The organism is Tsuneonella sp. HG094 (assembly GCF_053819285.1).
The window spans coordinates 624,159-639,070 of sequence record NZ_JBSORA010000001.1 but is presented as its reverse complement, the minus strand read 5'-3'; the positions used below and the strand labels follow the sequence as shown (position 1 = coordinate 639,070).

Genomic DNA, 14,912 nt, shown 5'->3' with positions numbered 1-14,912 from the left:
CCGACGGCAAGGGGACCGTGGGGGGCTTTCACCAATGCTGGGCGACTATCTGCACTACGGGCTGCTCGTGGCCCTTGCAATCGCGCTGGTCGTGGCCGCGGTCACGGACTGGCGGCGGCGCCAGATCGACAACTGGCTCAATGGCGGGATCGCGCTTGCCGCTCCGCTGTACTGGTGGGCCAGCGGGCTCGACCTGTGGCCTGGAGTGGCGCTGCAGTTCGCGGTCGGGTTCGGCGCCTTCGTGGTGTTCGCCGCGCTGTTCGCGCTGCGCTGGATGGGCGGCGGCGACGTCAAGCTGCTGACCGCGCTGGCGCTGTGGATCGAGCCGACCTGGTTTCTCAAGCTGCTGATCGTGATGGCGCTCGTCGGAGGGGTGCTGACCCTTGTGATGGGTGCCTGGCACATCGCCCGGCGGCAGCGCGATCGGGTCGCGATTCCCTATGGCGTCGCCATCGCGGCGGCTGGGCTGTGGGTGCTGGGAGTGCACTATCTACCAGCGGCGCAAGGGACGTTCGCCGTTTGATACCTGATTTTAACCGTTCGCCGCTTAACCACGGCAACCATACCCGCCCGTGGGATCGGGCGAGCGCATTGAGGGGGCTTTAGAGCCATGGACAGGAAGAAGCTGCTGCTGCTGGTGGGCGCACTCGTCGTCGCCATCGTGACCGCCATGATGGCGCGGAGCATGTTCGCCGGGGCTTCGGCCCCCAAGGCCGAGGCCGCAGCCGTGCCGAAGGGGCCCAAGGTCCTCGTCGCCCAGCGTGTGCTGCCGACCGGCACGATCATCACCGCGGATGCCATCGGCTTCCAGCCGTGGCCCAAGGAGCTGGTCAAGGACGCCTACTTCATCGACGGCGAATCGGACGTGTCGAAACTGCTCGGCACCGTGGTTCGCTTTCCGGTCACTGCAGGTGAGCCGGTGACCCAGGGTTCGCTGGTCAAGCCGGGCGACCGCGGGTTCCTCGCCGCCGCCCTCGGCCCCGGCATGCGCGCCGTGACCGTGCCCGTGTCGGCCAAGACCGGCGTCGGCGGCTTCATCTTCCCGGGCGACCGAGTCGACCTCGTGCTGACCCAGACGGTCAAGGCGCAGGAAGGCGAAGGCCTGAAGGCGTCGGAAACCATCCTGCGTAACCTTCGCGTCCTCGCGACCGACCAGTCGACCACGCAGGAAACCGTCAACGGCAAGACCGTCGTGCGCACCTTCAAGACGGTGACGCTCGAAGTGACGCCGAAGATCGCCGAAAAGGTGGCCGTGGCCCAGACGATCGGCACGCTGAGCCTCTCGCTCCGCTCGATTGCCGACAGCCAGTCGGAACTCGAGCGTGCGATCGCCCAGGGCGACGTCAAGATCCCGGACGGCGCGTCGCCGGCCCAGGAAGAGAAGCTGCTGCGCGAAGCGCTCAACCGCCCGAACGACAGCGGCACGACCTACCAGACGGGCGGCGACGTCTCGCGCTTCCAGCGCCGCACGATGCCGGCCGCGGGCGCCGGACCGGTTGCCGCCGCTCCGTCGGGTGGACCGGGCGCCCCGCCGCGGGCCTACGCTCCGCCTCGCTCGCAGGTCACCGTGACTCGCGGCAAGTCGAGCTCCACCGTCACCATCTCGCGCGGCGGCCAGGTCGTCGAGAGCACCGCCAACGGCGTCGGTAACGCCGGGCAGGTTCTCTCGGTCACCACGCCCGCCATGATGGTGCCGTAATGAGCGCTGTCACCGCAACGATCCGCAAACACGGCATGAAACCGAGCCATTCGAGGGGCACGACCATGAAACGCCGCTTCACCACTACACTGCTGCTCGCCGGCCTCGCCGCCGGTCCGCTGGCCGGACTTCCCGTCCTGCCCGCCGCAGCCCAGTCGGTCGTCTCGCCGACCCGAGACATCAACCTGTCGATCGGTCGCGGTGAGTTGATCAACATACCCGGCAACATGGCCGATGTGTTCGTCGCCAACGACAGCGTCGCAGACGTGCAGATCAAATCGGAGAACCAGCTCTACCTGTTCGGCAAGTCGGGCGGCGTGACCACCGTCTATGCCAGCAACAAGGCGGGCGCGGTGATCTGGTCGGCCAATGTCCGCGTGGGTTCGAACATCGACAGCGTCGACCAGATGCTGGCGCTGGCCATGCCCGAGGCGAAAGTCGCCGTGTCGACGATCGGCACCAACACCTTCCTGCTGACCGGCACGGTCGCGGCACCCGAAGATGCCGCCGAAGCCGAGCGCCTGGTCCAGGCATTCGTGGGCGAAGGCGTCAACGTGATCACCCGCCTCAAGACCGCCACGCCGCTGCAAGTCAACCTGCAGGTGCGCTTCGCTGAGGTGAGCCGCTCGCTTGTGCGGGAAATCGGCGTGAACCTTACGACGGTGGACAGCTCCGGCGGCTTCAAGTTCGGTCTGGCTCAAGGGCGTGCACCGTTCAAGCAAACCGTCCCGTCGGGTATCGATCCGAACACCGGACTGCGTATTCCGATGGGTCCGCTTGCTGTCGGTCCGAACTATGAAGGTGACGGCTACAATATCGTCGATCAGAAGGCGAGCGGGTCGACCCTCGCCGGTTTCGGGCGACTGTTCGGCCTTGATATCGGCAGCGCGCTCGACCTGGCTGAGCGTGTGGGACTCGTCACGACACTGTCGCAGCCCAACCTGACCGCGCTTTCGGGTGAAACCGCCGACTTCCTTGCCGGCGGCGAGTTCCCGATCCCGATCAGCCAAGGACTCGGGTCGACGTCGATCGAATACAAGAAATATGGCGTCAGCCTCGCCTACACGCCGACGGTCCTTGCCAATGGCCGCATCTCGATGCGGGTCCGCCCGGAAGTGTCGGAAATCTCGAGCCAGGGCGCGGTTGTCATCAACGGGTTCCAGATCCCGGCTTTGACGACACGCCGTGCAGAGACGACGATCGAGCTGGGTTCCGGCCAGAGCTTCATGATCGCCGGCCTGATGAGCAACAACTCGCAGAACTCGATCGACAAAACCCCCGGCCTCGGCGACGTGCCGATCCTGGGCGCGATGTTCCGATCGACCTCGTACCGCAAGGGCGAGACCGAGTTGGTGATCGTGGTCACTCCGTACCTGGTCAACCCGGTCAACGAGCGCGACATCAAGCTGCCGACCGACGGGTTCAACGCCCCGAACGAAGCAGCCCGCCTGTTCGGGATGCAGGACAACGCCGGTGTGACCGGCGGAACCCGCCCCGGCCCGACCGCGGTCGAAGGCCCGGTGCCGGCGACCCCCGGGATCTCGCAGGCCCTGCCCGACGCCATGCTGCCCGCCGCGGTCGGCGCAGACGACAGCAAGCGTCGCAAGAAGCGCCGCGCAGCCAAGAACGACACCGGCGCCGCGGCGCCCGGCTTCAGCATCCAGTGAGGAAGGTGAGAGTGATGAAGATCAATCGCCATATAGCGGGCGCTCTCGCCCTCGCCGCCGGGCTTTCGGTCAGCGCATGCAGCGGACCGGAATGGAGCAACACCAGCCTGTACAGTGCTCGCCAGCCGGTGGTCGAGCGGACGAGCTACACGCTCGACCTCGCGACCAGCTACGAAGGCCTGTCGGTTCCCGAGCAGCAGCGCCTGTCGGACTGGTTCGACACGATGAACCTGCGCTACGGCGATCGCGTCTCGATCGACGATCCGGTGGCCAGCGGCGCGACCAAGGCTGCCGTTGCCGCCGTTGCCGCACGCCACGGAATCCTGGTCGCCGATGGTGCGCCGGTAACCCAGGGCCAGCTCCAGCCGGGCACCGCCCGTGTGGTGATCACCCGCTCGACCGCGTCGGTTCCGAACTGCCCGAACTGGGATCGCAAGTCCGACGTGAACTTGGCAAACGCCACCTCGCCCGGATACGGCTGCGCCATCAACGGCAATCTCGCCGCGATGGTCGCCAACCCGGAAGACCTCATCAACGGTCAAAAGGGAACTGGCGAAACGGTCATCATGAGCTCGGTCAAGGCCATCGAGACATACCGTGAAAAGGCCCCGACCGGCACCGGCGAGCTCAAGTCCGTAAGCACTGGCGGAGGGAAGTAAGATCATGAACGCACCCTGGAAGCCCGGCCCCGGCGGCCGCGATCCGTTCGCCGCCTTCATCTGCGACGAGACCGCGCTCGACACGCTCCGCCCGGTGGTCATCGAGATGGGCTGGCAGCCCGAGAAATGCGCCAAGGGCGGCCTGCGCAATGCCGTGCAGTCGCTGTCGGTGTCGGCAAGCCCGAACATCCTGATGGTCGATCTGTCGGAAAGCGGCGATCCGCTGAACGACATCAATGCCTTGGCCGAGGTCTGCGAACCCGGCACGGTCGTGGTCGCGATCGGCCAGGTCAACGACGTGCGCCTCTATCGCGACCTCATCGCGAGCGGCATCCACGACTACCTGCTTAAGCCGCTCTCGGCGAGCCAACTGCGCGATTCGCTGACGAACGCCCAGGCGGTGTTCTCAGCGCCGAAATCGAATGATCCGGATGCGGTCAAGCGCCACATCTCGACCGCAGTCGTCGGCACGCGCGGCGGCGTGGGCGCCTCCACCCTCGCCACTTCGCTGGCGTGGATGTTTTCGGCCGACCACAAGCTGCCGACCGCGCTGCTCGACCTCGACGTGCACTTCGGGACCGGCGCGCTCGCGCTCGATCTCGAGCCGGGCCGCGGCCTGACCGACGCGATCGACAACCCGAGCCGCATCGATGGCCTGTTCATCGAACGCGCAATGATCCGTGCGAACGACAACCTGGCGATCCTGTCGGCCGAAGCGCCGATCAACTCCCCGCTGATGACCGACGGCAGCGCCTTCGTTCAGCTCGAGGAAGAATTCCGTCACGCGTTCGAGATGACGGTGATCGACCTGCCGCGGAACATGCTGATCAACTTCCCGCACCTGCTCGCCGACGTGAACGTCGTCGTGCTCGCCTGCGAGATGACGCTCGCCAGTGCGCGGGACACGATCCGCATCCTGAGCTGGCTCAAGACCAACGCGAGCCATGCACAACCGGTGATCGTCGCCAACAAGGTCCAGACCGGCGTCGCGGAGATCAGCAAGGCGGACTTCGAGGCTTCGATCGAACGCTCGATCGACTTCACCGTCCCCTACGATCTCAAGGCGGCCGCCAACGCGGCGAAGCTCGGCCAAACCTTTGCCGATGCCAACCGCACCAGCAAGGCCAGCGCGGCGATCCGCCAGCTCGCCGAGCGGGTGATCGGTGCCTCGGACGAGGATTCCACCGACAACGGCGCCGAGAAGAAGTCGCTACTCGGCAGCTTCGACTTCAAGTCGCTGCTCGCCAAGAAGTCCAAGACGCCCGGCCGCGTCGAGGCCTGACGACGTCCGCCGCGCGGCTCCGGTCGCGCGGGGACGCCGGACGAAGTAAACCAGAAGGGGACGGACCAGTCCGATGAGCATTGTCCAGCTATTGATGTTCGCCGGCGGGCTGATGGCCATCTTGGTCCTCGGATATTCCGCACTGTCGGGCCCGTCGGTCGCCAAGGAAGCGAACCGCCGCCTTCAGGCCGTGCGCTATCGCCACTCCGAAAGCACCGATACCAAGGTCGAATCGCAGCTCAAGAAGGCGATCGCCGCGCGCAAGCCGAAAGCGTTCAAGGTCGCCGGCTCGGGCTCGCGGATCGAGGCTCTGGCGATGCGGCTCGATCGCACCGGCAAGGGCTGGACGGTGACCAACTACTTCTATGCCTCGCTCGGCATCGCGGTCGTCGTCATGCTGGCGATGTACCTGCGCAGTGGTTCCGCGCTGCTCAGCCTGGCGTTCGGTACCTTCGCGGGCGCCGGCATTCCGCACCTGGCGGTCAACTACTTCGTCAAGAAGCGGACCAATACGTTCAACGCCAAGTTCGCGGACGCGATCGAGCTCCTCGTGCGCGGCCTGCGCTCGGGTCTGCCCGTCACGGAGACGCTCGGCATCGTATCGAGCGAGATCGAAGGCCCGGTGGGCCAGGAGTTCAAGGCCATCACCGACCGCATCAAGGTCGGCCGAACGATGGAAGAAGCGCTGCAGGTGACCGCCGATCGCCTCGGCATTCCCGAATTCAACTTCTTCTGCATCACGCTCGCGATCCAGCGGGAAACCGGTGGCAACTTGGCGGAAACGCTGTCGAATCTTGCCGACGTGCTGCGCAAGCGGGGCCAGATGAAGCTCAAAATCCGCGCGATGAGCTCCGAATCCAAGGCGTCGGCCTATATCGTCGGCTCGCTGCCCTTCATCGTCTTCTTCATGATCTGGTGGATCAATCCGACCTATCTGTCCGGCTTCTTCGCCGACGATCGCCTGATCGTCGCCGGTCTCGGCGGGATGGTGTGGATGGGCATCGGCGTGTTCATCATGGCCAAGATGGTCAGCTTCGAAATCTAACGGGTAGCACCAGCCATGACCAATACCGGACCCGGACCCCAACTTCTCGGCTTCGACGTCATCCTCGTCGGCACGCTGCTTGCCGCCGTGGCTGCCTTCGCGGTGATGATGGCGATCTACGCCGCCGTCACCGTCAAGGACCCGATGGCCAAGCGCGTGAAGGCGCTGACCGCCCGCCGCGAGGAGCTCAAGGCCGGCATCGTCAAGGCCAACGCGCGAAAGCGTACAAGCCTCGTCCGCCGCTCCGAGGGCACCGACAGGGTCAAGGAAACGCTGGCGAACATGAAGGTTCTCCAGCAGAGCCAGATCGAGACGATCCAGCAGAAGCTGGCCTGGGCCGGGTATCGCAACAAGGAACTCGCGGTCTACGTCATCGGCGCGCGGATGATCGCGCCGATTGTCTTGGGACTGGTCGCGTTCCTGCTGCTCTACGTCCTCAACGTCCTGCCCGAATGGGGCAGCATGAAGAAGCTGATGGGCCTCACCGCCGCCGTCGGCCTCGGCTACAAGTTTCCGGAACTTTATCTCAAGAACAAGGCGACCAAGCGCACCGACCTCGTCCGCAAGGGCCTGCCCGATGCGCTCGACCTGCTGGTCATCTGCGCCGAAGCCGGCCTGACCGTGGACGCCGCGTTCAACCGCGTCGCCAAGGAACTGGGCCGCGCCTATCCCGAGCTGGGCGACGAATTCGCCTTGACCGCGATCGAACTGTCGTTCCTAACCGAACGCAAGATGGCGTTCGACAACCTGGCCTACCGCGTCAATCTCGACAGCGTGAAGGGCGTGGTGACGACGATGGTCCAGACCGAGCGCTACGGTACTCCGCTTGCTTCGGCGCTGCGCGTGCTGTCGGCCGAATTCCGCAACGAGCGCATGATGCGCGCCGAGGAAAAGGCCGCGCGCCTGCCCGCGATCATGACCGTCCCGCTGATTCTCTTCATCCTGCCGACACTGTTCATCGTCATTCTCGGCCCGGCGGCCTGCTCGATCGGCGATGCCTTCGCCGGCGGAACACCGGGCAAGAAGTAACGACTATTCGGGATCGAATTCGCCGGCCGCTTCGCGCACCCGCGCAAGCAGCCGGCGAAAGGTGTCCCGTTCCTCTGACGAGAACCCTTCGAACATCGCGGCTTCCATGCCCAGAGCGAGCGGCATGATCCGCGCATGCATCGCCCGGCCCTCGTCAGTCAGGTCGAGGTGGTGGGAGCGTCCGTCGCGCGCGTTCGCGGTCCGCGCGGCGAGGCCGCGATCCTCCAGTTCCTTGCACGCGCGATTGACCGCGACCTTGTCCATCAGCGTCGCCCCGGCGAGCTGGCGCTGGGTCAGCGCTCCGGCATCGCCGAGCACCGCCATTACCCGCCACTCGGCGATCCGCAGCCCGAAGCGGGCACGATAGGCTTCCGCAACCCGACTCGATACGGCGTTCGACGTGATCGACAGCAGGTAGGGCAGGAAGTCGGCGAGACGCGTCTGGTTTTCCATGCCAACAGGTTTCTACGGAAACCGTCTGCGCTGCAAGCAACACCGCCTGTATCCGCGCCTACTCGCGCTTTCCGCACGATCGTCCGGCTACGGCGTCGAGCAGCGCCACCAAGTGCGTTTCGCGCACCGAGGGCGCGGTGGCGAAGGTGAAGTCGACCGCGGTGTCGGCCGGGACCTGCGCGTTCCGTCGACAGGAGCCGAGTCAGCGGTGCCATCGCCACTCCTGCGCGTCGGCGAGCGTCAGGCCTAGGTAGAGGTTCGTCTCACCGATGACCCGGATGCGCCGGCGGCTCATTCGTAGGCCGGCTCATCCCACCATGGATAGAAGTCGGGCATGTCCGCGCTCACGGAGTCGGGATAGATGGGGGGGCGCTTCTCGAGGAACGAGCGGACGCCTTCCGCGGAATCGGCGCTGCGTCCAAGGCGGTAGATCGCCCGGCTGTCCACCCGGTGGGCCATCATCGGATGGTCGGTGGGTGACAAACGCCAGAGCATCGCGCGGGTCATGGCGACCGACACGGCAGAGGTGTTGTCGGCGATCTCGCGCGCGATCGCGCGGGCGGCGTCCATCAGTTCCGCCTGCGGGTGGACCGAACGGACCAGCCCGCGATCGAGCGCCTCGCGCGCATCGAATATACGCCCGGTCATGCACCACTCCAGCGCCGTCTGCATGCCCACCGCGCGCGGCAGGAACCAGCTCGAGCACGCCTCGGGTGTAATCCCCCGTCGCGCGAACACGAAGCCGAAGCGCGCGTTGTCGCTCGCGAGACGAATGTCGAACGGCAGCTGCATGGTTGCGCCAACGCCGACCGCCACCCCGTTGCAGGCGCCGATGAGCGGCTTGGTCGCGTTGAACAGGCGCAGCACCAGCCTGCCGCCGGCGTCGCGCACCTGTTCGTCAGACAGGTCGGTGACTTCAGCCGACTTGGAGAAGACGTTGCCGCTCGAACCTTCGGGCGTGAGGTCCGCCCCAGCGCAGAACGCACGTTCCCCGCTGCCGGTCACGATCACCGCCCTCACACCGTCATCGGCATCGGCGCGATCGAGTGCGCCGATGATCTCCGCCATCATCGTCAGCGTGAAGGCGTTCATCTTCTCGGGCCGGTCGAGGGTGATCGTCGCGATGCCTTCGTCGATCCCGAGTTTGATCTGGGTGTAAACCGTCACCTGACGCTCCCTGCGGAACTCGTTGGGGAGTCCTGGATCAACGCGGCGCCATGCGGATCGCGCCGTCGAGGCGGACGTCCTCGCCGTTGAAATAACCGCACTCGATCATCGTCATCGCGAGCTGGGCGTATTCGGTCGGCATCCCTAGCCGCTTGGGAAACGGGACCTGCTGTCCGAGCGAAATTCGCGCCGGCTCGGGAAGACCCATCAGCAGCGGAGTCTCGAAGATGCCCGGAAGGATCGTGTTCACGCGGATACCTTCGTTCATCAGATCGCGCGCGATCGGCAGCGTCATGCCGACCACCCCGCCCTTCGACGCCGAGTATGCCGCCTGCCCGATCTGGCCGTCCTCGGCCGCGACGCTGGCGGTGTTCACGATCGCGCCGCGTTCACCCATATCGTCGAGCGGATCGAGCGTCATCATCCCCGCCGCCGACTTGGCGATGCAGCGGAACGTGCCAACCAGATTAACCTGGATGACGAAATTGAACGCATCGAGCGGGAAGTGGCGGATCGCGCCGTCTTCCTTGCTGCGGCTGACGGTCTTCAAAGCGTTGCCGATACCGGCACAGTTCACGAGGATGCGCTCCTGCCCGTGCGCCGCGCGCGCCGTGGCGAACCCGGCGTCCACGCTTTCGTCGCTGGTCACATTCACTTCGCAGAACACACCGCCGATCTCGGTCGCGAGCGCCTTGCCCTTCTCCTCCTGAAGATCGAAGATGGCGACCTTGGCGCCCTTGGCGGCGAGCGCGCGGGCGGTTGCCGCGCCCAGACCGGATGCGCCGCCGGTCACCACCGCGGCAATGTTGCTGTCGACTTTCATGGATCGTCCTCTCGTTGCGTGGGCGGTCAGACCGCCTCGATAATCGTCACGTTGGCGACGCCGCCGCCTTCGCACATGGTCTGCAGGCCATATTTGCCGCCGCGTGCATGAAGTGCGTTGAGCAAAGTCGCCATCAGCTTGGTCCCGCTCGCGCCGAGCGGGTGGCCGAGGGCGATCGCCCCGCCGTTGACATTAAGGCGCTCGGGGTCGGCACCGGTATGCGCCAGCCACGCCATCGGCACCGGAGCGAACGCCTCGTTCACTTCGTAGAGATCTATGTCGCCGATCTTGAGTCCGGCACGTGCGAGTGCGCGGTCGGTGGCGAACAGCGGTTCCTCGAGCATGACCACGGGGTCGCCCGCCGTGACGGTGAGCGTATGGATCCGGGCACGCGGGGTCAGGCCGAGCTCCTTGAGCGCGGCTTCCGAGACGATCAGCGCAGCGCTCGATCCGTCGCAGATCTGGCTGGCGCTGGCGGCGGTGATCGAACCGCCCTCCTGCAGCAGCTTGACCCCGGCGATGCTCTCCAGCGTGGCATCGAAGCGAATGCCCTCGTCGATCGTATGCTCGACCGGCCCTTCAGGGGTGTCGACCATGATCGGCACGATCTCGCGCGCGAAGGCCCCTGCCTCGGTCGCCGCAATCGCCTTCTGGTGGCTGCCGAGCGCGAAACGATCGATCGCGTCCTTGGTCATGTCCCACCTGTCGGCGATCATCTGCGCGCCGGCAAATTGCGAGAACATGACGCCGGGGAATTTCTCCTCCAGCCTGGCTGATTTGTAGTGGCCCAGCCCCTCTTTCATGTGGAGCGTCAGGTTGGTGCCCATCGGCACCCGCGTCATGCTTTCGATGCCCGCAGCAATCACCGCGTCCTGCGTGCCGCTCATCACCGCCTGGGCCGCGAACTGGATCGCCTGTTGGGAGGATCCGCACTGGCGGTCGATCGTCACCGCAGGGCACGACTGCGGCAGCTTCTGCGAAGCGAGCACGGCCATGCGGCCGACCTGCATCGCCTGCTGGCCGGCCTGCGTGACGCAGCCCATGATCACGTCATCGACCCGTGCCGGGTCGATCCCCGTGCGCTCGACCAGTGCATCGAGGGTCCGTGCGGCAAGGTCGACCGGATGGACGCCTGCGAGACGGCTCCCGCGACGACCTCCGGCTGTACGGACTGCGTCGACGATATAGGCGGTGGGCATGACTTGACTCCCAGGGGACAAAAGGACCGACTGCGATTGACGTGGACGTAAGGTTGCGCCGTGCGGCGGTCAAGGAATGTCGAAACCGCCTTGGCGTCTTTCGCCGAATTCCAATTAGCAAGAGGTTTGGATTTCAACCATTGGCCCCCAAAACGGGCCGCACATAACGCGAAGTCGAGAGTAATTATATTACGCGATCGACGGGGTTTCAGAAACGCTCTTTCAATGCCGCTCAAAGCTGTGCCTAAGGCGCAACAGCGCTCGCGCTATTTGTTGCATTCCGGTCGATTGGCTTTGCGCTGCGCCCCTTCCTGGGAGCAAAGCGCCGCAATCCATATGAGGAATCGTGCGTCCGGAGAAGGGCGGCGATTTCCTGAGTGGGGCTGACACAGGCGGCTTTGTCGCAGGTATCGAAAAGGAAAAGCCAACGTGAAATTTCAACAGATCCTGAAGGCGGGCTCGGCGACTGCGGTCCTCGGCGCCGCTCTCGCTTCGAACTCCGCATACGCGCAGGAAGCGGTGGATGAGACGGCCGCCGACACCGGCACGCCGATCATCGTCACCGGTTCGCGCATCGTCCGCCCGAACGAAGAGGCGAACAGCCCGATCATCGTCGCCACCGGCGAAGACACGGTCAAGAACGCGGACGTCACGCTCGACACGTTCCTGAACACCCTTCCGCAGGTCAATCCGGCCGGTACCACCACTTCGAACAACCCCAGCAATGGTGGCCAGTCGAACGTCGACCTTCGCGGCCTCGGCTCGAACCGCAACCTCGTTCTCATCGACGGCCGCCGGCCGATGGTGTCGGCGAGCGACCAGACGGTCGACCTCAACACCATTCCGCAGGGCCTGATCGAGCGTATCGAAGTCGTCACCGGCGGCGCCGGCGCGACCTATGGTGCCGACGCGATCGCGGGTGTCGTCAACATTCGCATGAAGAATGACTTCGAGGGCATCGACCTGCGTGGCAGCTATGCCAACACCGGCAATACGGACGCCGAAGAGTGGCAGATCAGCGGTGTGATCGGCGGCAACTTCTCCGAAGGCCGCGGCAACATCGCCGTTGCTGCCGAGCACTCCGAGCGCCAGGGCCTGATCAAGTCGCAGCGTCCGTTCGCGGCGCAGGCGACCTCGACCACCCGCACCTTCCCGACCGGTCGTTTCGTCGAGAGCAGCACCAATCCGATCACGCAGGCCGCGATCAATCAGGTGTTCGCCCAGTACGGCGTGACGCCAACTGCCGCTCCGCAGGTCGGCCAGTCGAACATCGCCTTCAACACCGATGGCACGCTGTTCGGCACGGGTATCTTCAACAATCCGTCGAACGTCACGAACCTTCGCCCGACGGCCGGCGTGAACCCGAACCTGAACTTCCTGCCCGACTTCTATTCGTACAACTTCGACATCATCAACCTGCTGGTGCTGCCGTACCAGCGCGATTCGGTGTTCGGTCGCGGCCATTACGAAGTGTCGGACGCGCTTCAGTTCTTCGCCCAGGGTGGCTGGACCAAGTATTCGTCAGCCACTGCGCTGGCACCGACCCCGGTCAGCACCACGGTTCGTCGGACCGCCCTCTCGCCGCGTGACGCGACTTCGAACCTGATCGAAGCCGGCCAGCGTGCATCGGCGTTCGTCGTTCCGGTAACCAACCCGTTCATCCCCGCCGACCTGCGGACGCTGCTGAACTCGCGTACCGGGGACAGCCCCATCTTTGCCGGTGCGGGTGCCACCGAGGCCTTCCAGGTTTCGAAGCGCTTCCTCGATACCGGTCTGCGCCAGGAAACGCTGACCAACGAAGTGGTCCAGGGCCTCTTCGGTGTTCGCGGCGAGTTCGCGCCGGGCTGGAACTACGAAGCCTACGCTTCGAAGGGCAAGACCACGATCACCGACAACCTGCAGGGCAACGTCAACGTCCAAGACGTGCAGCGTCTGCTTGAAGCCGCCGATGGCGGTGCATCGCTCTGCGCCGGCGGGTTCAACCCGTTCGGTGTCCAGCCGCTGTCGCAGGCGTGCCTTGATTACGTGTCGGAGCCGGCGTTCACCACGACCGAGTTCACCCAGGAAATCTTCCAGGGCTATGTGACCGGCACCGTGGCCGAGCTTCCCGCCGGTCCGCTGTCGATCGTTCTGGGCGCCGAGCATCGCAAGTTCACCTACCAGTACGACGCTGGTACGCTGAACGGCCCGATCGCCGGCTTCAACACGGGCACGGACGACAACGGCACCAATACCTTCATGGACTACTTCGGCGAAATCGCGATTCCGCTCATCAAGGACGGCTTCGTGAACTCGGCGGATCTGACCCTGCAGGCTCGCCGCTCGACGAGCGACTTCAACGATATCGAAAACGGTATCGACGGAGAGTCGAAGAGCTCGTGGGCCTATGGTGCGACGCTCAGCGTCGAGCCGTTCGACAACCTGCGCCTGCGCGGCAGCTACCAGCATTCGGTGCGTGCGCCGAACTTCGGTGAGCTGTTCTCGGGCGGCGGTTCGTTCCCGCAGTACTTCGATCCCTGCTCGAACTTCACGAACTTCCGTCAGTCGGGCGGTGCGGCTGCGCGTCAGCTCTGCATCAACACCGGTATCTCTGCGAACGCAGTCGATACCTACGCCCAGACGCCCGGCAGCCAGGTTTATCTCGGCATCACCGGCAACCCGGACCTTGAGCCCGAAACGGCCGATACCTTTACCGTCGGTGCGGTGTTCGAAGCGTTCGGCTTCACGGGCTCGATCGACTACTACAACATCCGCATCAAGGACGCGATCCTCGCGCCCGATCCGAACATCCTGATCGCCGCGTGCTATGGCTATCTGGGCGTCAACGACAGCCTCAGCTTCGCCAGCCCGTACTGTTCGGACAACGGCAACAGCATCTACTCGCGTACGCCGGACATCAGCTACGTCTCTCTGCCGGTGGCGCTGGGTGGCGATGGTGCGAACTACTTCCAGCAGATCAACCAGGGTCGCATCAAGACCTCGGGCATCGACTTCCAGCTGGGGTACAACCTGCCGACGGAGTTCATCGCTCCGGAAGCAAGCCTGCGGTTCAACCTGCTCGCCAACTACATCATCGACTACAAGGTCGAGGAACTGCCGGGCATCGTGATCGACTATGCCGACACGGTTTCGTACTTCGGTGCGAACCTGGGCACCAGCTTCCCGCGCTGGAAGGCGACGCTGAACACGGCTCTGGACTTCGGCGATGGCCTGGTGTGGGATACCCGCCTCCGTGTCATCGACGGAATGAAGAACCGCGCTTCGGTGCAGTTCGTCGGTGAGACGTTCGGCAGCACCGACATCGCCGCCTATGTCGACACCGCGATCCAGGCGAACGTTGACGACAAGTTCACCTTCCGCGTGGGCGTGAACAACCTCCTCGATCGCAAGCCTGAGCTCTACGCTCCGAACGTGCAGTCCGGCACTGATCCGTCGCTCTACGACGTAATCGGCCGCCGCTATTATGTTCAGGTCGGCTTGAAGCTCTGATCTTAAGGTCGTTACATTGAGAGAGGGGCGGGGCTGCGGCTCCGCCCCTTTTTCTGTCGCTCCGGCGGTCGACGCTCGTCGGCTTCATTTTCGCGCCGCTAGATGATACCGTATTCGTTGTTGACGAAGGGCAATCCCAGATGCGCAGAATTCTTGTTTATTTGGCAATCGGTTTCGCGATGACCGCGCCTGGAGCGACTGCCGCAGAAGCCAACTCCAAGGAAAACCCTGACGAGCTCGTCTGCAAGCAGGAGAAAAAGGTCAACTCGCGGTTCACGACGAAAACCTGTTTGACCCGGGCGCAATGGGCGGAGCGAGCCGAACGGGACAAGCGCGAATTCGGCGACAATCAAAGCCGTCACAAGGTCTTTACGCCGAACGACAAGTGACGTTCTCCAAG

At 64.7% G+C, this 14,912-nt stretch carries 13 protein-coding genes; 9 read left to right on the top strand and 4 right to left on the bottom strand.

Annotated elements, in window-relative coordinates; translation table 11 throughout:
• Positions 1-34 precede the first annotated feature (34 nt).
• The 7 genes from ACWPMX_RS03110 (at position 35) to ACWPMX_RS03080 (ending at position 7,381) form a co-directional block, all read left to right on the top strand.
• A complete protein-coding gene (locus ACWPMX_RS03110) occupies positions 35-523 on the top strand; it encodes an A24 family peptidase (protein WP_455698588.1) in 489 nt (162 codons plus the stop codon).
• A gap of 87 nt (positions 524-610) precedes the next feature.
• Positions 611-1,699 (top strand): Flp pilus assembly protein CpaB, encoded by a 1,089-nt coding sequence (gene cpaB / locus ACWPMX_RS03105; protein ID WP_455698587.1) that lies wholly within the window; start codon positions 611-613, stop codon positions 1,697-1,699.
• 65 nt (positions 1,700-1,764) lie between these two features.
• A complete protein-coding gene (locus tag ACWPMX_RS03100; protein ID WP_455698586.1) occupies positions 1,765-3,366 on the top strand; it encodes a type II and III secretion system protein family protein in 1,602 nt (533 codons plus the stop codon).
• A gap of 14 nt (positions 3,367-3,380) precedes the next feature.
• Positions 3,381-4,025 (top strand): CpaD family pilus assembly protein, encoded by a 645-nt coding sequence (locus ACWPMX_RS03095; RefSeq protein ID WP_455698585.1) that lies wholly within the window; start codon positions 3,381-3,383, stop codon positions 4,023-4,025.
• 4 nt (positions 4,026-4,029) lie between these two features.
• Complete coding sequence (locus tag ACWPMX_RS03090; protein WP_455698584.1) at positions 4,030-5,307, top strand: pilus assembly protein CpaE; 1,278 nt, start codon at positions 4,030-4,032, stop codon at positions 5,305-5,307.
• A 73-nt stretch (positions 5,308-5,380) separates the two neighbouring features.
• Positions 5,381-6,352 carry a type II secretion system F family protein gene (locus ACWPMX_RS03085; RefSeq protein WP_455698583.1) on the top strand — a complete coding sequence of 324 codons (972 nt, stop codon included), beginning with the start codon at positions 5,381-5,383 and terminating at the stop codon, positions 6,350-6,352.
• Between the two features lie 15 nt (positions 6,353-6,367).
• Positions 6,368-7,381, top strand: coding sequence for a type II secretion system F family protein (locus ACWPMX_RS03080; protein WP_455698582.1), 1,014 nt, complete (start codon positions 6,368-6,370; stop codon positions 7,379-7,381).
• 3 nt (positions 7,382-7,384) lie between these two features.
• On the opposite strand, the gene ACWPMX_RS03075 is transcribed toward ACWPMX_RS03080, so the two are convergent.
• The 4 genes from ACWPMX_RS03075 to ACWPMX_RS03060 form a co-directional block, all read right to left on the bottom strand.
• Positions 7,385-7,834, bottom strand: coding sequence for a MarR family winged helix-turn-helix transcriptional regulator (locus tag ACWPMX_RS03075; protein WP_455698581.1), 450 nt, complete (start codon positions 7,832-7,834; stop codon positions 7,385-7,387).
• Between the two features lie 291 nt (positions 7,835-8,125).
• A complete protein-coding gene (locus tag ACWPMX_RS03070) occupies positions 8,126-9,001 on the bottom strand; it encodes a crotonase/enoyl-CoA hydratase family protein (protein ID WP_455698580.1) in 876 nt (291 codons plus the stop codon).
• A gap of 37 nt (positions 9,002-9,038) precedes the next feature.
• Positions 9,039-9,824, bottom strand: coding sequence for an SDR family NAD(P)-dependent oxidoreductase (locus tag ACWPMX_RS03065; protein WP_455698579.1), 786 nt, complete (start codon positions 9,822-9,824; stop codon positions 9,039-9,041).
• 26 nt (positions 9,825-9,850) lie between these two features.
• Entirely contained in the window at positions 9,851-11,023 is a 1,173-nt protein-coding gene (locus ACWPMX_RS03060) for an acetyl-CoA C-acetyltransferase (RefSeq protein WP_455698578.1), read from the bottom strand.
• 429 nt (positions 11,024-11,452) lie between these two features.
• Between ACWPMX_RS03060 and ACWPMX_RS03055 the strand changes: the two genes are divergently transcribed.
• Both ACWPMX_RS03055 and ACWPMX_RS03050 read left to right on the top strand, forming a co-directional pair.
• On the top strand, positions 11,453-14,512 hold the full coding sequence (locus tag ACWPMX_RS03055) for a TonB-dependent receptor domain-containing protein (protein ID WP_455698577.1): 3,060 nt from the start codon (positions 11,453-11,455) through the stop codon (positions 14,510-14,512).
• A 140-nt stretch (positions 14,513-14,652) separates the two neighbouring features.
• Positions 14,653-14,901, top strand: coding sequence for a hypothetical protein (locus ACWPMX_RS03050; protein WP_455698576.1), 249 nt, complete (start codon positions 14,653-14,655; stop codon positions 14,899-14,901).
• Positions 14,902-14,912 lie beyond the last annotated feature (11 nt).